The 19,874-nt window shown below is 35.5% G+C and carries 22 protein-coding genes; 6 read left to right on the top strand and 16 right to left on the bottom strand.

Translation table 11 applies throughout. The features are described 5' to 3' along the window. Positions 1-128 precede the first annotated feature (128 nt). The 4 genes from gldD to GJJ64_RS10500 all read right to left on the bottom strand — a co-directional run bounded on the left by gldD (position 129) and on the right by GJJ64_RS10500 (position 3,795). The gene (gldD, locus tag GJJ64_RS10515) at positions 129-710 is read right to left on the bottom strand and encodes a gliding motility lipoprotein GldD (RefSeq protein ID WP_154287734.1); all 582 of its coding nucleotides are present in this window, start codon (positions 708-710) and stop codon (positions 129-131) included. 10 nt (positions 711-720) lie between these two features. Further along, positions 721-1,512 carry a shikimate dehydrogenase family protein gene (locus GJJ64_RS10510; protein ID WP_154287733.1) on the bottom strand — a complete coding sequence of 264 codons (792 nt, stop codon included), beginning with the start codon at positions 1,510-1,512 and terminating at the stop codon, positions 721-723. A gap of 34 nt (positions 1,513-1,546) precedes the next feature. After that, a complete protein-coding gene (locus GJJ64_RS10505) occupies positions 1,547-2,311 on the bottom strand; it encodes a phosphosulfolactate synthase (RefSeq protein WP_154287732.1) in 765 nt (254 codons plus the stop codon). A gap of 77 nt (positions 2,312-2,388) precedes the next feature. Continuing rightward, positions 2,389-3,795 (bottom strand): tetratricopeptide repeat protein, encoded by a 1,407-nt coding sequence (locus GJJ64_RS10500; RefSeq protein ID WP_154287731.1) that lies wholly within the window; start codon positions 3,793-3,795, stop codon positions 2,389-2,391. 271 nt (positions 3,796-4,066) lie between these two features. Between GJJ64_RS10500 and amaB the strand changes: the two genes are divergently transcribed. Further along, the gene (gene amaB, locus GJJ64_RS10495; RefSeq protein ID WP_154287730.1) at positions 4,067-5,602 is read left to right on the top strand and encodes an L-piperidine-6-carboxylate dehydrogenase; all 1,536 of its coding nucleotides are present in this window, start codon (positions 4,067-4,069) and stop codon (positions 5,600-5,602) included. A gap of 52 nt (positions 5,603-5,654) precedes the next feature. Beyond that, on the top strand, positions 5,655-6,464 hold the full coding sequence (locus GJJ64_RS10490) for a hypothetical protein (protein ID WP_195759272.1): 810 nt from the start codon (positions 5,655-5,657) through the stop codon (positions 6,462-6,464). Positions 6,465-6,520: 56 nt separating this feature from the next. On the opposite strand, the gene GJJ64_RS10485 is transcribed toward GJJ64_RS10490, so the two are convergent. From GJJ64_RS10485 to GJJ64_RS10475, 3 genes are all read right to left on the bottom strand, one after another. Continuing rightward, positions 6,521-7,006, bottom strand: a complete 486-nt coding sequence (locus tag GJJ64_RS10485; protein ID WP_039454817.1) for a DUF4920 domain-containing protein — start codon at positions 7,004-7,006, stop codon at positions 6,521-6,523. Positions 7,007-7,124: 118 nt separating this feature from the next. Next, the gene (gene radA, locus GJJ64_RS10480) at positions 7,125-8,507 is read right to left on the bottom strand and encodes a DNA repair protein RadA (protein ID WP_154287728.1); all 1,383 of its coding nucleotides are present in this window, start codon (positions 8,505-8,507) and stop codon (positions 7,125-7,127) included. A gap of 779 nt (positions 8,508-9,286) precedes the next feature. Further along, the gene (locus tag GJJ64_RS10475; protein ID WP_154287727.1) at positions 9,287-9,481 is read right to left on the bottom strand and encodes a hypothetical protein; all 195 of its coding nucleotides are present in this window, start codon (positions 9,479-9,481) and stop codon (positions 9,287-9,289) included. Positions 9,482-9,702: 221 nt separating this feature from the next. On the opposite strand from GJJ64_RS10475, the gene GJJ64_RS10470 reads away from it, so the two are divergent. Together GJJ64_RS10470 and GJJ64_RS10465 are read left to right on the top strand one after the other, a co-directional pair. Continuing rightward, complete coding sequence (locus tag GJJ64_RS10470; protein WP_154287726.1) at positions 9,703-10,728, top strand: sensor histidine kinase; 1,026 nt, start codon at positions 9,703-9,705, stop codon at positions 10,726-10,728. 2 nt (positions 10,729-10,730) lie between these two features. After that, entirely contained in the window at positions 10,731-11,453 is a 723-nt protein-coding gene (locus GJJ64_RS10465) for a LytR/AlgR family response regulator transcription factor (RefSeq protein ID WP_154287725.1), read from the top strand. On the opposite strand, the gene GJJ64_RS10460 is transcribed toward GJJ64_RS10465, so the two are convergent. The 7 genes from GJJ64_RS10460 to GJJ64_RS10430 form a co-directional block, all read right to left on the bottom strand. Beyond that, positions 11,450-12,457, bottom strand: a complete 1,008-nt coding sequence (locus tag GJJ64_RS10460; protein WP_229655515.1) for a zinc-binding dehydrogenase — start codon at positions 12,455-12,457, stop codon at positions 11,450-11,452. The genes GJJ64_RS10465 and GJJ64_RS10460 overlap by 4 nt on opposite strands. Then, positions 12,454-12,615 carry a hypothetical protein gene (locus tag GJJ64_RS10455; RefSeq protein WP_039454025.1) on the bottom strand — a complete coding sequence of 54 codons (162 nt, stop codon included), beginning with the start codon at positions 12,613-12,615 and terminating at the stop codon, positions 12,454-12,456. Before GJJ64_RS10455 ends, GJJ64_RS10460 begins: the two co-directional genes overlap by 4 nt. A gap of 64 nt (positions 12,616-12,679) precedes the next feature. Next, complete coding sequence (locus GJJ64_RS10450) at positions 12,680-13,282, bottom strand: superoxide dismutase (RefSeq protein ID WP_026903864.1); 603 nt, start codon at positions 13,280-13,282, stop codon at positions 12,680-12,682. Between the two features lie 82 nt (positions 13,283-13,364). Then, positions 13,365-13,841, bottom strand: a complete 477-nt coding sequence (locus GJJ64_RS10445; RefSeq protein ID WP_154287724.1) for a nucleoside deaminase — start codon at positions 13,839-13,841, stop codon at positions 13,365-13,367. Between the two features lie 2 nt (positions 13,842-13,843). Continuing rightward, the gene (locus GJJ64_RS10440; RefSeq protein WP_154287723.1) at positions 13,844-14,179 is read right to left on the bottom strand and encodes a tRNA-binding protein; all 336 of its coding nucleotides are present in this window, start codon (positions 14,177-14,179) and stop codon (positions 13,844-13,846) included. Between the two features lie 6 nt (positions 14,180-14,185). Continuing rightward, positions 14,186-14,917, bottom strand: coding sequence for a DUF4197 domain-containing protein (locus GJJ64_RS10435; RefSeq protein WP_154287722.1), 732 nt, complete (start codon positions 14,915-14,917; stop codon positions 14,186-14,188). A gap of 3 nt (positions 14,918-14,920) precedes the next feature. After that, entirely contained in the window at positions 14,921-16,780 is a 1,860-nt protein-coding gene (locus tag GJJ64_RS10430) for a vWA domain-containing protein (protein ID WP_154287721.1), read from the bottom strand. 101 nt (positions 16,781-16,881) lie between these two features. On the opposite strand from GJJ64_RS10430, the gene GJJ64_RS10425 reads away from it, so the two are divergent. Then, complete coding sequence (locus tag GJJ64_RS10425) at positions 16,882-17,430, top strand: RNA polymerase sigma factor (protein WP_229655514.1); 549 nt, start codon at positions 16,882-16,884, stop codon at positions 17,428-17,430. Then, positions 17,423-18,646: a TonB family protein gene (locus tag GJJ64_RS17035; RefSeq protein WP_154287720.1), complete on the top strand. Its 1,224-nt coding sequence runs from the start codon at positions 17,423-17,425 to the stop codon at positions 18,644-18,646. The genes GJJ64_RS10425 and GJJ64_RS17035 overlap by 8 nt, the downstream gene beginning before the upstream one ends. Here the strand turns inward: GJJ64_RS17035 and aat are convergent, their stop codons facing one another. Together aat and GJJ64_RS10410 are read right to left on the bottom strand one after the other, a co-directional pair. After that, entirely contained in the window at positions 18,647-19,276 is a 630-nt protein-coding gene (aat, locus tag GJJ64_RS10415; RefSeq protein WP_154287719.1) for a leucyl/phenylalanyl-tRNA--protein transferase, read from the bottom strand. Positions 19,277-19,432: 156 nt separating this feature from the next. Beyond that, positions 19,433-19,825, bottom strand: coding sequence for a hypothetical protein (locus GJJ64_RS10410; protein WP_154287718.1), 393 nt, complete (start codon positions 19,823-19,825; stop codon positions 19,433-19,435). Positions 19,826-19,874 lie beyond the last annotated feature (49 nt).

Genomic DNA, 19,874 nt, shown 5'->3' with positions numbered 1-19,874 from the left:
AAACTATTAATTTAATCTATAATATAAATAAATTTTTAACAAAAATAAATAACTGTTTTTTAAAGATATTTAATCTATTTACATTTTCGTCTAGCAATCAAATATCATGAATACAGTTAAAATAATTTCTATTTCCACTTAAAAGTCTTGATCATTTTATCCATATCCCTTTTGATAAAATCTATCACAGGTTGTATAGAGTCTTGCTGAGGCTTTTCATTAAAATATAAAGCCGCTCTAAGATAATGGTTGGTACTGTCTGTTAAGAAAAACTGGTTGGCTGATGCTGTATTACCGCTTATGGTGTAATAAATGCCGTAAACTTTATCTTGCTTGTTGGTAATTAAAGCTTCATCTATTCCGGTAGCTTTAACAGTGTGCTTAAAAGCTAATTTTCTTGAATCTTCTGTGAGTTGTATGAACTCTTGCTGAGAACCAATAGGGTAATAGCTAATATGCAACCTAGCATTAAAGGTAGGAAACGTTAAATTATACCAATTTGATTTAGCATTTTTAGAACTATCAGGATACATATAGGCGTATACCGGATACTCAAATTGAAATGGTGCTGATGAAGAAAAAGTTTGATACTGCTTTTCTGGAAATTCTATCCTGAAATATCCTCTTGGTTTTGGGCTGTAATGAGGCTGATTACATGCTAGTATAAATCCAGCAAAACTTATACAAATACCTATTTTTAATAGCCTCATATGGTAGGGATTATTTAGAATTCCAGATTTCCCAAGATTTCTCTGCTTGTAGTTCTAGCATTTCATAACCGTTTTTAATTTGCGCTCCTTTTTCTCTACCTTTTTTTAGGAAAGTAGTTTCTTCGGGGTTATAAATTAAATCGTAAAATAAATGCTTATCATCAATAAAATCATAAGGAATTGCTGGTGCTTCTTCTATATTAGGATACGTACCAACAGGACTGGTATTGATGATGATTTTATGCTCTTTAACAACTTCTTTTCCTAAATCCTGATAAGAAATGATATTACCGTAAGGCTTACGAGAAACAAAAGTGTAATCTATTTTCAACTTTTCTAGTACGTATTTAACGGCTCTTGCAGCACCTCCATTTCCTAGAACCAAAGCCTTTTTATGATAATTCTTAAGCATAGGTTTTAGAGATTGCTCAAAACCATAAACATCCGTGTTATAGCCTTTCAATTTAGGCTTATGGGCATTCATGGTGCATAGCTCGCCAGAAAATAAAGACCTTACTGCATGGTGATGTGTTACTTTAATACAGTTTACAGCATCAACTTCTTTGGCTACTGGGTCTATTTCATCTAAATAGTACATGATACCGATTTTATGCGGAATGGTAACATTTATCCCACAGATATCTTTATCATCTTTAAGTAGTGCTGGAAAATCACTTAAATTTTGAAGCGGATAAAGCTTATACTCATGATCTGCTAAACCTAATTTCTCAAATTTTTCTGTAAAATATTTTTCAGAAAAAGAGTGGCCTAAAGGGTAGCCAATTAATCCAAATTTCTTCATCAATCTTTCATAGATACGGCGTTAGCCACATCTTTTACTTCTTATTCAAAAAATGACTAAAAGTATCGCCACGTAAACCTAACCTAATGGTTTCTAGCGGGATAACTTCTGCCGGAGCAATATTTCCTAAATTTACATTAGTACCTATCAACTCTATAAACCAAACTTGTTGTGCTTTTTGAGGGGCTTCCCAAATAATAGTTTCTTCTGGTATTTGAGTTAGTATCTCATCAACCAAACCTTGTCTTACCTCTCCAGAATCTCTGTAAATACCCACATTACCACCTTCTCTTGCTTCTGCAATTACTTTCCATGAACCGGCTTCAATTTCGGTTTTCATGAGTTGTATCCATTTATAAGGAGCAAAAATTTTGGTGGCATCTTTAGAGCCTACTTCAGAAATAACGGTAAAATCCTGGCTTAGCTTTCTAATAAATTCGCACTTTTCATCCTGCTCAATTTCTATAGAGCCATCAGAAACTTCTACATACTCCATACCGTATTCTTGTAAAACACGACGATAATCATCAAACTGATCTCTGATAACAAAAGCTTCAAATAAAGTGCCTCCAAAATAAACTGGTATGCCGGCTTCTTTATAAAGTTTTAACTTATCTTTTAAATTAGGTGTTACATAAGAAGTAGCCCATCCTAATTTAACAATATCTGTATGTGTACCCGAAACTTCCAGAAAGTCTTCTACCTGGCGAAGGCTTAAGCCTTTATCCATAACCATGGTTAATCCTTTCTCACGTGGCTTTTGCGTACGCTCAGGAATATTTTTAAGTGTGTAATTCATATTCGGGTGCAAAAATTCAAAAAAAAATTCAAAACTCTATTAACTAGATGCTTTTGATTTTATTTATTCTTGAAATCTTATTTAGAGAATCTGTTAATGATATCGATAATAACCTTATTATCTTGCAACTGAGGCAGATATTCAAACAATAAATAATGTTTGTCTACATCTGTATTTAAAGCCAATTGAAGCTGGGTTAAAGCCTCATTATACTGTCCATCAGCAAATAAATAGGCTACTAAACGGTAATAAAGCTCAGCAGCGTCTGGATTATTTTTGATGCCTTCTGCAATAATTTCGATACAAAGCTTAAGATTACTCTGCTCAAAGACTATGGATGAATAATCTAGCCATGCTTCCACGTCTAATGGATTAAGTTCAACCACTTTTTCATATGCTTTAACAGACTCTTCTAAATTGTTTAGCTTATAATAAGCATCAGCCATAGCGAACCAAAAATCTGGATTTTGGTCATCAAGATTGAGGGCTTTTTTATAGAAGTGTAGCGATTCAAAATAACGCTCTTCAAAATCTAGCGTTACACCAATACCATACCAAGCATCGGCCAGTTTAGTATCCATTTTAACGGCCTTCTTGTAATAAGACCGGGCTTCGTCCATTTTTTCTAACTTCTCATAACACTCTCCAATTGCACAATAGGTATCCGCATTTGGTGGTTCATACTCAAAAGTTTGCTTGTAAACTTCTATGGCTTCGGCATATTTGTCTAATTGTACCAAAGCATTCCCCTTATTAAAGTAAGCCGATGAAAAGCTTTCTTTTATTAAAATGGCATAATCGTAAGCATCAATAGCTTTTTCAAAAAGTCCAATTTTATGATAAGCATTCCCCAAATTGTACCAAGCGGCAAAAGAGTAAGGCTCATTATCAATATATTGCTTATAAAACTGAATGCTCTCGTCTTGTTTATCTAATACATCATAACAAAATGCCAACTCGTAAAGGGCATCTTGGTTTTCCATGTTGTTTTCTAAACATTGCTTTAAGTAATTTACAGCCTCGTCATAATCGCCCATGTTTTGGTATACATAAGCAATTTGCATTAAAACCTCATCTTTAGACTCGGCCATTTCTAAGGCTTTTAAAAGATTTTCTAAAGCATCTTCATGACGTTCTAAACTTTCATAGATATTTCCTCTGATAAGATATATATCACCTTCTGAGGGCTCTAATAACTCTGCTCTTTCTAAAGAAGTAAAGGCTTTGTCAATCTCATTCGTAAAAACATATAGTTGCGCTTGTTTAATTAAAAACATAGCCGCAAAGGGATGCTGCAATACAGCATAATCTATTACCTGTAAGGCTTTTACAGGGTCGTTTTTCTCTATGTAGTAATCAATGATATTTTCAAAAACGTGGGCATCAAAAAAATACTGATCCTGGTTACGAACCATTTCCTCATAACGCTCTACGGATTGTTTTGGATCCTCAGAAAATTCAAAGTCAAATTCTTCTTCTTCCATGACTATTAATATTATAGAGAACGTAATTTTCTGTACAGTATTGGATAATGCCTAGTATACAGAACAATAATTACTCTCAAATTATAATTTATGATATTAATTAATGCATTTATTTTTCAACAAATAGACACCACTATTCTTAATTAATTGATAATTAATGCTATACAAAGCCTTTCTAAGGCTATATTTTTTTGAACATTTTAGTTTATGATTGTTAATTAAAGAATGCAAAAATTTAGCCCGATATTTAATCGTTATCATATAGCACATCATGGAAAATAAAATTCAACATATTTTAGAAGTACTAAATCTTAAAGAAATAAATAGTGGTGCTAGCACAGGCAGCCATTGGTTTAGTGGGGAAGAAATAATGGCTATTTTCTCTCCGGTTAATGGAAAAGAGATCGCCAAAGTAAGTTTTGCCACTAAAGAAGTTTATGATAAAACTGTTGAACAAGCGGAAAAAGCTTTTGTAATTTGGAGAAATTGGCCAGCACCCAAACGTGGCGAAATTGTAAGGCAAATAGGAGAAGCCCTAAGAGCGCATAAAAATGCTTTAGGAACTTTAGTTTCTTACGAGATGGGGAAAAGCCTGCAAGAAGGTTTGGGAGAAGTACAAGAGATGATTGATATTTGTGATTTTGCTGTTGGCTTATCAAGACAATTATACGGATTAACCATGCACTCAGAAAGGCCGCAACACCGTATGTACGAGCAGTGGCATCCTCTAGGTGTGGTTGGTATCATATCAGCCTTTAATTTCCCGGTTGCGGTTTGGAGTTGGAATGCAGCCCTAGCATGGGTTTGTGGTAATGTTTGCGTTTGGAAACCATCAGAAAAGACACCTTTAACGGCCATTGCCTGCCAGCAAATCATCTCAAAAGTTTTTGAAGAAAATCAAGTACCAGAAGGTGTTTCTTGTTTGTTATGTGGTGATAGCATCTTAGGAGAAAAACTAGCTCTTGATAGTAAAGTAGCCTTACTATCAGCAACAGGTTCTACCAGAATGGGTAAAGCGGTTGCGCAAGCTGTTGCTGCTAGACTAGGTAAATATTTACTAGAATTAGGAGGCAATAACGCCATCATCATATCTGCTGAGGCAGATTTAGATATGAGCCTTATAGGAGCAGTATTTGGTGCTGTTGGTACAGCCGGACAAAGATGTACTTCTACCCGTAGGTTAATCATCCACGAAAGTGTTTACCATACTTTTAAAGAAAAACTCGTTAAAGCTTATGGGCAACTTAAGATTGGCAACCCCTTGGATGAGAAAAACCATGTTGGCCCATTGATAGATAAGCAAGCCGTAGCACATTATATTGCAGCTATAGAACAGTGCAAAGCACAAGGCGGAAATTTTATTGTTGAAGGCGGAGTTTTAAGTGGCGAAGCTTACACCTCGGGTTGTTATGTTAAACCTTGTATTGCCGAAGTAGAACCCCATTTTGATATTGTTAAAACAGAAACTTTTGCACCTATTTTGTATATCATGAAATACAAAAGTTTAGATGAAGCTATAGCTATACAGAATGATGTTCCGCAAGGCTTATCATCTGCTATTATGACAAATAATTTAAGAGAAGCCGAGCAGTTTTTAAGCGTTAACGGCTCTGATTGCGGCATTGCAAATGTAAATATTGGCACATCTGGTGCAGAAATTGGCGGTGCTTTTGGTGGTGAAAAAGAGACTGGAGGCGGTAGAGAATCTGGTTCTGATGCTTGGAAAGCGTATATGAGAAGGCAAACCAATACCATCAATTACTCTACAAAGCTTCCTTTAGCACAAGGCATAAAATTTGATATATAAATGTTTTTAAACCCTTTATCTTTAATATTAAATAGCACACATAAAAATCACGATGATGAAATTAAATTTAAGACACACTTTATTAACCGCTACAGCAGTAATACTTCAGTTGGCAGTTGCCAATAGCCAAACACACCATAATCATCAAGAACATAGCGGTAAAGACCATAAAGGCCTTAGCATAGAGGCGCTTAAAGAAAGTAACGAGTTCCCTAATGCAAAACTTAGCATTAGTAATGTAACTACAGAACCACTAGGCGCAGATTCTGTTAAAGTAACTTTTAACTTTGATGTGAAGAATTACGAGCTTACCAAGCAAACAGAAAACATGCCTGAAGAGCATTGTGCTAACTCTGCTGAAGGGCAACATATCCATTTTATTTTAGATAATAAACCTTACCAAGCTTTATACAAGCCAACCAATACGGTTAAATTAGCTAAAAACAGCGAGCATTATTTGCTTAATTTCTTGTCTAGGTCTTACCATTTATCGGTAAAATCTCCAGGAGCATCTGTTTTAATTAAATTTAAAATTGATGAAAATGGTAAATTTGTATCGCTTCCTACACCTAAAGAGCCCATGCTATTTTACAGCAGACCAAAAGGAGATTATAAAGGTCAGGATGCTAAAAATGTCTTGTTAGATTTCTTTGTTTATAATGCTAAACTTTCTGCTAAAGACTATAAAGTAAAGGTTAATGTTGCCGATACTTCTTTTACAGTAGATAATTGGACACCTTATTTTATTAAAGGCGCACCAGCAGGTAATTTAAAAATCAGGATTGAGCTGGTAGATAAAAACGGTAAAACCGTTAGTAATGCCTTTAACCCCACAGAAAGAACTGTTTCTATACAGCCATAAAATAAAAAAGGGTTGAAGTAAATTTTCAACCCTTTTTATTTTTAAAAAAATCCTCCCTACATCACTACTACTCCCTTAGCTTCAAAGCTAAGTTTTACTTTAGAAGTAGTGATTTTATTAATCTCTTCTTGAGATTTTCCTGCATCTTCTGCATAATGTCTTTGGGTTTCTACAGAAACGGTATCTATTTTGGCAACACCATCTAGAACAACGGTTTTACCTGCTATATCTTTAGGAACAAAGAAAGCATAATTTTTAAAGGTCACATGTAAATCCTCACCATCTGCTGATTTTAACTTTAACCAACATCCTTTTTTCTGACAAACTTCTGTAACAACACCAGTTATTTTAGCTTCAGTAGCTCCAGATTTTTCTGCAACAGATTTTACAGCCTCTAAACTTTTTATATTGTTATCAAAAACAGAATCGCCATAGGTTGTACCTTTAACCAGTTGTGGCCCTTTTAATTCTACTTTTTGTGATATAGAATTACATGATATAGCAAAAAGAGCTGTAAAAGAGAGTAGTAATATTCTTTTCATCTTTAAATTTTATTTGAATCTTGCGGGTAGTACAAGAATGTGTTAAACAAAAATGAGCTTTTTCTTTCTCATTTAAATCCTAACTATGAAGAAAATATAAATTTTTACGATGAGATAACTAACCAAATAATAAGCTAAACATCTCTTCTACCTTAGAAACAATTTTTATTTCTATTTGATACTTGCTTACATCTAAGCCTTTTTTATTGTATTTAGAAATGAAAATTTGCTCGAAACCCAACTTCTGTGCCTCTGCAATACGTTGCTCTATCCGGGTAACGGCTCTTATCTCTCCGGATAAACCTACCTCGGCAGCAAAACAAATTTTATAAGAAACCGGAATATCTTCATGAGAAGAAATTATTGCTGCTACCAAACCTAAATCTATACTAGGGTCTTCTACCCTAATGCCACCGGCTATGTTAAGAAAAACATCTTTTGCACCCAATTTAAATCCGCATCTTTTCTCTAATACCGCCAAAAGCATGTTCATACGACGGGTATCAAAACCTGTTGCAGAACGTTGGGGTGTACCGTAAGGCGATGTACTTACCAATGCCTGGGTTTCTATCAGCATGGGGCGCATGCCTTCCATAGTGGCCGATATGGTAACACCACTTAAAGGTTCTTCCCTTTGCGATAATAGTATTTCTGAGGGGTTAGAAACTTCTCTAAGCCCTGTTCCTTCCATTTCATAAATACCTAGTTCTGATGCTGAGCCAAATCTGTTTTTAATTGCTCTTAGTATTCTGTAAACATGATGCCTATCGCCTTCAAACTGCAAAACGGTATCAACCATGTGTTCTAATATTTTTGGCCCAGCTATCATCCCATCTTTGGTAATATGCCCAATTAAAAATACAGGAGTTGATGATTCTTTAGCAAAACGCAAAAGTTCTGCCGTACATTCTCTCACCTGCGAAACACTTCCCGGAGTAGATTCTATATGTGATGAATGTAAGGTTTGGATAGAATCAATGATTACCAAGTTAGGCTCAAGTAGCTCTATTTGCTTAAATATATTTTGTGTTGATGTTTCTGTGAGGATATAACAGTCTGACATCGGTTTGGCTAAAATACGCTCTGCTCTAAGCTTAATTTGCTGCTCGCTCTCCTCGCCAGATACATAAAGTACTTTTAGTTTAGGCACAATAAGAGCCAATTGTAACATCAAGGTAGATTTACCTATGCCCGGCTCGCCACCTATTAATACTAAAGAACCACCAACAATACCACCACCTAGTACACGATTTAGTTCTTTATCTGGTGTTACCAAACGGTGTTCTTCTGTATATACAATTTCTTGAACTTTAGAAGGTTTGTTTACTCTGCTTAACGAAGCACTTCCAGCACTTTTCCAATCGGGTACACCGTTAGATTTTTTCTCTACCACTTCTTCAACAAAAGTGTTCCATTGCTGGCATGCAGGACATTTTCCTAACCATTTTGGAGATTCATATCCGCAACTCTGACAGAAATAAGAAGATTTAGTTTTAGCCAAGACAATTTTGTTTTGTTCCTCTACGAAGTACGAGGTTTATTGCCACAGTTGCAAGGGTTGATGTTTCTTTAGTAGGATGGATGTGGTTTATTATTATACTAACGGAGTACGAAATGTTCTCTTAAAGTAGAAAGTAAAAAGACCTCAATAGCTGAAATTTAGATATAGTAGAGGGTAGTGTATAAATAACCTCCCCCTACACCCCCTCAAGAGGGGGATACTTTGCAAATGGGTGAGGAGTTGTCTTTTAAAATAAGATTTCTGTTTATAATACACTTAATAGGTATGCCGTCAGTATCTCCCTCTGGAGGGAGAATCAAAGAGGGAGGGATTTTAAGTAAAAAGATGCCTAAAAAGCGATATTTAGGAATTTCCAATAATATTAAATAAAACTTTTCCTAAGAATGAAGGATGGCCTATGAAGATTTGGAAGCGAAGTCAAATAAATCTTTTGTAGAAATTTTATCAAGCAGTATCGGGAAACAATCCGAAGGGTGTTGTAGAAGCAATCATCAAGTAAAACCTTTCACACCACTCAGGATTGTAGATGAAGATTTATTTAGACGAAACAACAAATATTCATCAGCCTTGATTTATTCATTTTTTGTTTATGGTTTTTCTTAGGCATTCATGAACTCGTTCCTCGTTTTTGTTTCTTTTTATCAAGGAACAGAAAGAGGCCGCAACCCGGCTAGTGTTGGAAAGCCTTATACATGAAGGCCAAATTTTGAGATATATACAGAGTTGTAAGATTTTAAAAGTCTTAAACCCAATTACCTTTATTTTTTTAACATCACACTTACCAAAGAAGAAACACTAGCCTCTACCAATAAAGTAGCTTTACTTTTATGAGCTGCTGTAAAAGCTTCTTCTGTTTGCTGTTGTTGTTTTAATCCTAATGAAAGTCCTAAAATTAAAATTACAGGAACTATTAACATGATAAATGGCGATACAGAGGTTGATATTTTTTTCATCTTTTGTTTGTTTTATCGTTTTGTTGAAACAAATATTCACCATCTTTTTAGCTTCCTAAAAAGTATTATACTAAGCCCCTATATTTAAAGACGAATAGCCATTTTAGCAGATAAACCCATTTTTAAACACTAATGCCCGTTGGTAGATAAAATATGGGCGTTGGTAGAAAAAAGTATCACAGAAAAGCATAAAAACCAATAATTTTAAGACATTAGAGAAAATGAACTGGAGAAAGAAAATAATGCTACATGGTATGGTATGGGCTTTTTTAATTGCCCTATTTACCCTTGTAGCTTCCGGCGGATTTAACTCTAGCAAGGGTTTCTATATCCATTTCATCAATATGTCTATCCTTAACGTGATTATCTTTTACGTTAACCTCTATATCATTATCCCGGCAACATTAAACAAAAGAAAATTCTTTTTATGGTTTTTCTCTTGCTCTGCTGTGGTGATATTTTTTACACTGATAAAGTATGCCGAAAGCTTTTACATGTTTAAGCTCAGCAATTTAGACATCACTATAGAGGGTAAAAAAATAGCCGATAACGAGTTTTGGGCTAATATAATTTCCTTCTTTCTTACCAATGGCTTCTTTATATTCTTAAGTACTGTTTATAAATTTACAGTCGACTGGTTTTTTAATGAGAAAGAAAAAAGCGATTTAGAAAAGCAAAGTTTATCGGCAGAGTTGGCCTTTCTAAAATCGCAAATAAACCCCCACTTTTTATTTAACTCGCTAAATAATATTTACTCTTTAGCCTATCAAAAATCTGATGCAACACCCAATGCTATTCTAAAACTATCAGAAATTATGCGCTATATGCTCTACGAGAGTAATGATAGCAGGGTAAATTTGGCTAAAGAGATTAATTATCTACAAAGTTATATAGAGCTTCAAAAGCTAAGGTTTAGAGAAGGTGCTCATGTTGTTTTAGAGGTAGAGGGCGAAGTTAAAGACCAAGTTATTGTGCCTTTAATTTTAATCTCTTTTGTGGAGAATGCTTTTAAACACGGTGTTGCTACTGATGAACGTAATCCTATTTATATTAATATTTCGCTGTTTGAAAACACCCTACTTTTTACGCTACGTAACCTTAAGAACAAGCAAAACAAAGATCAAACTGGTGGTATAGGTATGGTAAATGTGAAAAGAAGATTAGACCTCACCTATCCACAGCAATATAAACTTACCGTAGAAGATGGCGAAGAGCATTATTTCTGCGAATTATATTTAAATTTATAGCCATGATACGCTGCCTTGTTGTAGATGACGAGCCTTTGGCTATCGATATAATCTCTGATTATATTGAGAAAATACCTTTTCTTACCCTAGTTAAAAGCTATCAAAACCCTATTGAAGCTTTAATGGCCGTACAAAACGGCGAAGCTGATTTGGTTTTCCTTGATGTGCAAATGCCAGAACTAACAGGTATTCAGTTTTTAAAAATCGCTAACGGGAAGTGTAAGGTAATTTTAACTACTGCCTACCAAGAGTATGCTTTAGAAGGTTACGAACTTAATGTGGTTGATTATCTATTAAAGCCAGTAGCTTTTGAGCGTTTTTACCAAGCAGCACAAAAAGCACAACAATTGTTATGTAATGTAGTGGCTCCGCTTCCTGTAGAAACTAATGCTGCTCCAGCCCCCATCAATAATTTTATTTTCGTTAAAACGGAGCATAAAATCCAAAAGATATACTTAAATGATATTTTGTTTATTGAGGGTTTGAAAGATTATATCTCCATCTATACCAAAACAGAACGTATCATTACCTTGCAAAGCATGAAAAAAATGGAGGATGTTTTACCAGAGCATCAATTCATCAGGGTACATAAATCTTATATTCTTGCTTTAGATAAAATTGAAAGTATAGAACGTAGCCGGATTACTATTGGAGATAAAATTATCCCGATAGGAGACACCTACCGGGATGGATTTTTTAAGGCTATAGAGAGTAGAAATGTTTAATCGTTAAATGTGATAACAATCTTTCCAAACTGGTCTGATTGATCCATTAAACGGATAGCTTGCTCTGCATCTTCATAAGAAAAGACGCTTTCTACCACGGGTTTAATTTTATGTTTGGTCATAAATTGTAGCATATCCTCAAATTCTTGAGCCGTACCCATCGTTGTACCCATAATTTGTAGTTGTTTCCAGAAGATGATACGGGCATTAAGAGGTGGTAAATCTCCGGCTGTAGCGCCAAAGAAAACCAAACGAGCACCAGGTTTTACATGGTTTAAGTGTTTGGCAAAACCTTCGCCAATAGCGCTATCTATAATCACATCAAAACCATCAGCAGCTAAGGCTTGCAAATCTGTATCATAACTTTCGCTTTTATAGTTTACACCACCTTTTACTCCTAGCTTAATTGCTTTGGCGATTTTATCATCAGAACCAGAGGTTACATAAACCTCAGCACCTGCATAAACAGCCCAAAGTAAAGCAAAAGTAGCTGCACCACCACCTATACCAACAATCAATACTTTTTCATTTTTTTTAAGTTGAGCTTTGGTAAATAAAGCTCGGTATGCGGTTAATCCTGCTAAGGGGAAAGCTGCTGCTTCTACATCATTTAAATATGTAGGCTTCTCGTAAACTTGTACTACAGGTACTTTAACATAGGCTGCAAAAGTACCATCATCTGGCAAGCCTAATATTTTAAAGTCTTTTCCTTGATAATTTGGAGCATCACCCCAGTTAAAAGAAGGGTTTATAACTACTTCTTTGCCTATCCAATGTTGGTTGGCATCGTCATAAACTTCTGCTACAACACCACAGCCATCAGAACCTAAAGTAATAGGGAACTTTAAGCCAGCATATTTACCTTGTTGTATCCAGTAATCCCTACGGTTAAAAGCCGCTGCTTTTATCTTTACCAATACCTCGCCAGCGTTAAGTGTAGGTTTGCTAACTTCTTCTAATTTAAGGGGTTCTTTTATGCCGTGAAGCACTAAAGCTTTCATCATCTTCTAAATTTGTTGTATATAAAAAATATGATGACTAATATAATCACCACAACAAATATACCTACATAATAACCAGCTTTAAAAATAGTACCTATAGCTTCGCAACTGCTTAACAGGGTTAACAAAAGCAGTAAGCTTGGGATGGATAATTTTTTCATAGATTATAAAAAAAGCGGAGAGATGAATTTCCCTCCGCTTTTTAAGCATTAAAATAATGCCAAATTATTTTGCAGCTGCAAAACGCTCTGCAACAGCATCCCAGTTTACTACATTCCAAAATGCAGCAATATAATCAGGACGTTTGTTTTGATATTTTAAGTAGTAAGCATGCTCCCAAACATCCATACCTAAGATTGGCGTACCTTTAACCTCAGCAATATCCATTAAAGGATTATCTTGGTTTGGAGTTGAAGTTACTGCTAATTTACCATCAGCAACAATTAACCAAGCCCAACCAGAACCAAAACGAGTAGCACCTGCTTCAGCAAATTTAGTTTTGAAATCTTCAAAAGAACCAAACGCCGCATTAATAGCATCAGCCAATTCGCCACTTGGTGCACCACCCGCATTTGGACCCATTACAGACCAAAATAAAGAGTGATTGTAGTGACCACCACCATTATTTCTTACCGCAGCAGGGTAAGCAGAAATGTTTTGGCAAATTTCTTCAATAGAAGAACCATCTTCTTTACCTTCTAAAGCTTTGTTTAAATTGGTAACATAAGCAGCATGGTGTTTGCCATGGTGGATTTCCATTGTAGTAGCATCAATATGTGGTTCTAATGCGTTAGTTGCGTATGGTAACGCTGGTAATTCAAAAGCCATAATTTATTTATTTTAAGATTTAACAATATGAGTTAATAGTTACAAAGATAAAGTACTACAAGTATTTTTTGTTTTATTAATGTTAAGATTTGTTTCTCTTCTCTTGAAAAAATTTACGTACCAAATCTCCACAGCTTTCTTGTAAAATACCCCCTACAAAAATAGTTTTAGGGTGTAATATAGAGGGACTAACCCTGCTAAAACCTCTTTGGGTATCGTAAGCTCCAAAAACAATTTTACTTACTTGTGTCCAGTAAGAAGCGCCAGCACACATCACACAAGGTTCCATGGTTACATATAAAGTGCAATCTTTTAGATATTTGCCACCCATAGCATTACTTGCGGCTGTAAAAGCTTGCATTTCTGCGTGGGCAGTAACATCATTTAAACGCTCTGTAAGGTTATGTCCTCTGCCAATAATTCTACCATTAGCCGCTACAACAATTGCACCAATAGGCACTTCATCAGCTTCAAGGGCTAATAAAGCTTCCTTGTAGGCTTCTTTCATGTAAAACTCGTCTGTAGATATTTCAGGCTCTTCGCCAAAAGTGTAACGCATATCTAAATCAATTTTGCACCGTTAGGTACTTTACGCTCTGTTGTGGCCAGTACAATAGCACCATTCTCATCCAGGAAACCGGTAACTAAAAACTCAGACATGAACTTGCCTATTTGTTTTTTTGGAAAATTTACCACGCCTATAATTTGTTTGCCTATTAAATCTTCTGCTTGGTAATGGGTGATAATTTGTGCGCTAGACCATTTAAGACCTAGCTCACCAAAATCTACTTTCAGTTTCCAAGCAGGTTTCTTCGCTTCCGGAAAAGGTATTACTTCAACAATGGTTCCTGCCCTTAGCTCAACTTTTTCAAAATCTGCCCAGTTGATAACATCCATTACCCTTTATTTTTTAGTAGCTGCGTAACCAAAGACTTTTTGCAATAAAGGCGTAGACCTTGCCGATACCTGCTGTCTTATTTTTAACTCTTCTTGAGCAATTTCTACAAATAGGCCGGCTATAGCTTTATCGGTAACATAACCTGTTAAATCTGTTTGTATAGGTTTTACTAAAGGTATTTTATTATACCGGGTAGTAACATCAGTCCAGTAACGGGTAGCCCCTACTTTATTGATGCTACTTTCTATTACTGGCCTAAATTTTTGCGCTAATAAACTACTCGTTGTTCTTTTAAAATAGTTGGTAGCAGCATCTTGTTCTCCTAATAAAATATTGCTCACATCCTGAAAAGTCATTTGCTTGATAGCAGTCACAAAAATAGGTTTGGCTTCTTTTGCAGCATCCTCAGCAGCCCGGTTTAAGCTTAAAATAACATTATCGCAAAGCTGGTTTAAACCTAAAGAACGCAAAGTGTTTTCTACTTTTTTGGCTTCATCAGGAAATAAAATCTTAACAGCCATATTGCCTAAGAAACCATCTTTGGCAGATAATCTATCGGCACTGTAATTAGTACCAAATTCTAAGGCTTGTTTTAAACCCATACTCATTTCGGTTTGGGTTGGTGTAACTACCTGGTTAAGTACACCACCATAAGCACCTGCATATTGGTTTAAAGTTTCGCAACTGCTTAGTAAAAAAGTAGTTGTAATAGCTGCTGCTAAAGCAATTTTTTTCATGTTTTATTCTTTTGATGATTTTATTAAACGAGCATTTTCTATCAGTTGTATAAACTCTGCCCGGTATCCTTCTTTATCATCGCCTTTCCCAGCTTTTGCTAAAGTGAGTAAATCGGCGAAATTAAAATCTTGTAAATATTCAGAATTTCTTAAATACATTCCAAATGTAGCTATAGCAGCCGCAAATTTTAAATCTGTTGATGTTTTTTCCAGAGAATCATCATCAGCTATGAAAGGATGACTCAATAAAATACTTTCTTCGTTTCCCGGATTTTTATACCGCACATTAACCGTCAATAACTCAGCCGAATTTTTGATGCTACCTGCTTTTTGGTATTTTAAATCGTCATCCTTTTTCACAAATTTGCTTTGCACACCTACCGGGATAACTTCATACAAGGCTGTAACAGAATGGCCAGCACCCATATCACCAGCATCTTTATTATCATCAGCAAAATCTTCTTTATTTAACAACCTGTTTTCGTAACCTATTAAACGGTAAGCCTTAACTTTTGATGGATTAAACTCTACCTGTAATTTAACATCCTTGGCTATGGTAAACAGGGTAGAACCAAACTCGTTAACCAACACTTTCTTGGCCTCATTCATATTATCAATATAAGCGTAATTGCCATTTCCTTTATCGGCCAAAGCCTCCATCTTGCTATCTTTTAAATTGCCCATTCCAAAACCTAAAACGGTTAAAAACACACCATCATTTCGGTTTTCCTCAATCAGACGTTGCATTTCAGCATCGCTAGAAGCACCTACATTAAAATCACCATCGGTAGCTAAAATAACTCGGTTATTACCGCCTTTAATAAATTGAGAGCGAGCAATTTCATAGGCTTTTTTTATACCTGCACCTCCGGCAGTAGAGCCACCGGCCTCTAATTGCTCTAAAGCAGCTTTAATTTTAGTTTTATCATTGCCAGAAGTAGCCGGTAATACTACGCCTGCTGCACCAGCATAAACCACTATAGAAACTTTATCTTGCTCGCGAAGTTGATCTGTTAATAGTTTAAAAGCCGTTTTTAGTAAACCCAATCTGCTAGGACCTTGCATAGAGCCAGAAACATCTATCAAGAAAACCAAATTGGCGGCAGGTAAATTATCCGTTGCTATTTGTTTGGCTTTTAAGCCGATTTTAACTAGCTGGTGTTTCTTGTTCCAAGGTGCTGTAGTTATCTCTGTTTGGATATGGATAGGATGTTTTCCTTTAGGTACCTCGTAAGGATACTGGAAATAATTAATCAGCTCTTCTATACGTACGGCATCTTTAGGTGGTAACTGTCCGTTTTGGATAAAACGCCTCATATTACTATAAGAAGCAGCATCTACATCTATGGAGAAAGTTGATAGCGGATTGGAGAGCGAAGTTTTAAAGCCATTTTCTGAAATGGCCGAGTAAGATTCTGTATTAAAATCTTGTGGAGCATGATGATTGATCATATAATGCTGTGAAGCCATACCCGCAGCTTTTCCTGAAATAGATACAGCACCTGTCATACTCATTTTATTTTGTACACCATAACCTACAACCACAACCTCATCTAAGGTGTTGCTATCTTCATCCAAATAAACCTTTATAGAAGTTTGCTTTCTGATGGTAACCTCACGTTTTTTAAAACCTAAAAAACTAAAAGTTAGTACATTTTCGTTAGCAGATAAGGTAATGGTAAAATATCCCTTTGCATTGGTAAGTGTTATTTGTTTCGGATTGTTTTTAACCTGAACAGCAACACCCGGAAGTGGAGTTTTATCAGAACTTTGGTAAACATAACCGCTTATGGTTTTGGTGTTGATTTGGCCGCAAACCCATACCGGGAAAAAGACCATCAGAAATAAAGTAAGTGTTTTCATGTTTTTTAGTTTTTTTTAGATGAGATGTTATAAAACCTAAAATTCCATAATAGAAAATAATTTTTATTAATATTGATTAAAATCTAATACTCCTATTAAACTTGGATACAGCTACAGACCATAAACTGATTGTACAGTATAAAAAATCTGGCGACTTAAATGTCTTAGGAGAGCTGTATAAACCTTATATGCCGCTGGTTTATGGTGTAGCCCTAAAATATCTCAAAGATGAGGAGCTTAGTAAAGATGCTGTTATCCAGATTTTTGAAGAGCTTATACAAAAAGTAAAAACACACGAGATAAGCTATTTTAAAAGTTGGCTTTATGTGGTTTGCAGAAACCATTGTTTAATGATTTTACGTAAAGCACAGAAAAACATAACCATTTCTTTTGATGATGTGCTTATGGAAAATAAACCTTTTTTGCATCATGAAGATAGTCAAGAGAAAGAGCAAAAGTTAAAAGCAATGGAACGCTGTTTAGAAAGTCTTAACCATGAGCAAAAATTAAGTGTAGATTTATTCTATCTACAACAAAAGTGTTATGCAGAGGTTGCTGCTTTAACAGGTTATGAGTTACAGAAAGTAAAAAGCTATATCCAAAACGGTAAAAGAAATTTAAAAATTTGTATAGAAAAGAACGGTGAATAAGCAGCTAACAGATATAGAACTTATACAAAAATACCATCGTAACGAGTTGGATAGCCGCTCTATGCAACAATTAGAGCAAAGAGCACTGGATGACCCTTTTCTAGCCGATGCTTTAGATGGTTTTCAGGACCATCAACTTCAAGCAACAGAAATAGCAGATTTAAATAAACGTTTAGAACAAAGCATTCAGAAACATCAGCGTAAGCAAAAATTATTTGGAGGCTATGCTAGTTGGGCTATTGCGGCTTCTGTGGTGGTACTTATTGGCTTAATAAGCATTTACCTGAACCAACCTGCAGAAAATACGGCTATCAGGATGAAAGATGTGCCCGAGATAACCAAAGTACCACAAGGAGAAAAGGACGAAGAAAATATGCTTCATGAAGATGCATCTTCTACAAAAGATGAAGATGATTATAGCATAATAGAAGAAAGCCCTACAGTGGTTACAAACGTAAAAAAGCCAGCTAGAGAAATTTCTACCCAGAGCTTAGCTGATGCCATGTTACCAGAAGCTGTGCAAAAGAAAGATACTTTAGATTTAGACGAGGTAATAGTTGTGGGTTATGGCACACAAAAGAAGGCTGATATTAGCGGTGTTGTAGCTACTTTGTCTGGAAGGGCTGCAGGTGTAGCCGTACAAGAATCAGAAAGTGCCGCTTTAAGTAAAACAGCCTCAGTAGCTAAAGTTTCTGGTAAAATAGTTGATAAAAATGGCTTGCCTTTGCCGGGTGTGCAAATTACCAATCAACAAACTAAAGATGTAACCATAAGCAATGCAGAGGGAGATTTTAGTATTGCGGCCACACAAGGGCAAACACTTAATACCTCTTATTTAGGTTTTTTAAATGAGGAGGTAAAAATTGCCAACCAAAACAAGTTAAATGTTACGCTAAAAGAGGATGAAAAATCACTATCAGAAGTAGTTGTGGTAGGTTACGGCAATAAAATTAATAAAATTGCTGGCCCGGTTAAAGGCTGGGTTGATTTTAGAAAATACATCAAGGCCAATAATAAATTAGCAGGTTCCAGAGGCGCTGTTGCAGTACAGTTTACCATTATGCCTAATGGCGAACTTAAAGATTTTAACATCCTTAAAAGTTTGAATAAGCAAGCTGATGCCAAGGCTATTGAATTGATTAAAAATTATTCATCGTGGCAAGGCTCATCTAACGGAAAGCCAGAAACTTTTAAAGTAAGTATCAGGTTTAACTAATTAAGACTGTAAGATTTTAAGATAGCTTTCTCTATCTATCATTTTAGCCCCCATACTTTCTAGATGCGAGGTATAAACCTGACAATCAATAAGTTTAAGCTCTAAATTTTGGCAAAGCCATATCAAAGCTGCTTTAGAGGCATTACTTACATGGGCAAACATAGACTCGCCGCAGAAAACACCATTGATGAAAACGCCATATAAGCCGCCTACTAGTTTCTCGTCTTTCCAAACCTCAACAGCATGTGCGTAGCCTTTTTCATGAAGTTTGATGTAAGCTGCTTGCATGTCTGTGGTAATCCAAGTACCGTCTTGTCCATCACGGTTTATGGTTGCACAGGCGGTAATAACATCAGCGAAAGCTTTATTTAGAGATATTTGAAACTCTTGGCGTTTTAAAATTTGTTTCATGCTTTTGCTGATTTTTACTTCATCAGGAAATAATACAAAGCGCTGGTGTGGGGCATACCAAAGAATAGGAGTATCATCATTAAACCAAGGGAATATACCATTGCTGTAAGCCAGCAGTAAACGCTCAACAGATAAATCTCCGCCTAGGGCGAGTAAACCATCGTCCTCAGCATAAGCTGGATTAGGGAAAACTAAATCTTCACTGAGCTCAAATATCATCTTTGTTACAAAAGTATTTTTATAGGCATTAAACTTAGGGCTTGTTTTGGCTGTCCAAAATTTGGTTTTTATTTATACACTCATACTGCATCTTTTATTAGATAAAGTTTTTGATTTATTTGGTTAATCTGTTCCTGTGGTTGGGAACAGATTTTTTTATTTATAATAAACCTTGTGTATCTGTACAGAATAATAAAGCCTCAATAACTCGCCAAAAACAATTAAAGGCATCAACATATTGATAATGATTTGCCAGTTAATGATGTAGGTTAGTAAAGATATAAACCCGAAAGAGAAAATAAAAAAGACAAGCCTTAGCGGGAGCTGGGCGTAATACAACCAAAGTCCTGCTTTTTTAGGAATGGCCAATAAAATTGCCGAGAAAATTAAGGAACACCAACCTAATAAAAACAGCGTTCTAGAGAAAAATTCTAAACTGGTTAAAACCTCGTTTGATAATAAAGATTGGTATTGTGTATAAGCTTGTTGTGCCAATAAGATTAAACAAATAACATCTAACAAAGCGAAAAAACGTTGTGTCCAAAGCATAACACGAATATACACTTAAAGGTGGGGTATAAAAAAGGGGGATTGGTTT

This window comes from Pedobacter puniceum, assembly GCF_009674685.1.
Classification (GTDB): domain Bacteria; phylum Bacteroidota; class Bacteroidia; order Sphingobacteriales; family Sphingobacteriaceae; genus Pseudopedobacter; species Pseudopedobacter puniceum.
Note: the sequence above shows the minus strand (reverse complement) of the source record. Positions and strands in the feature narration are given on the sequence as shown.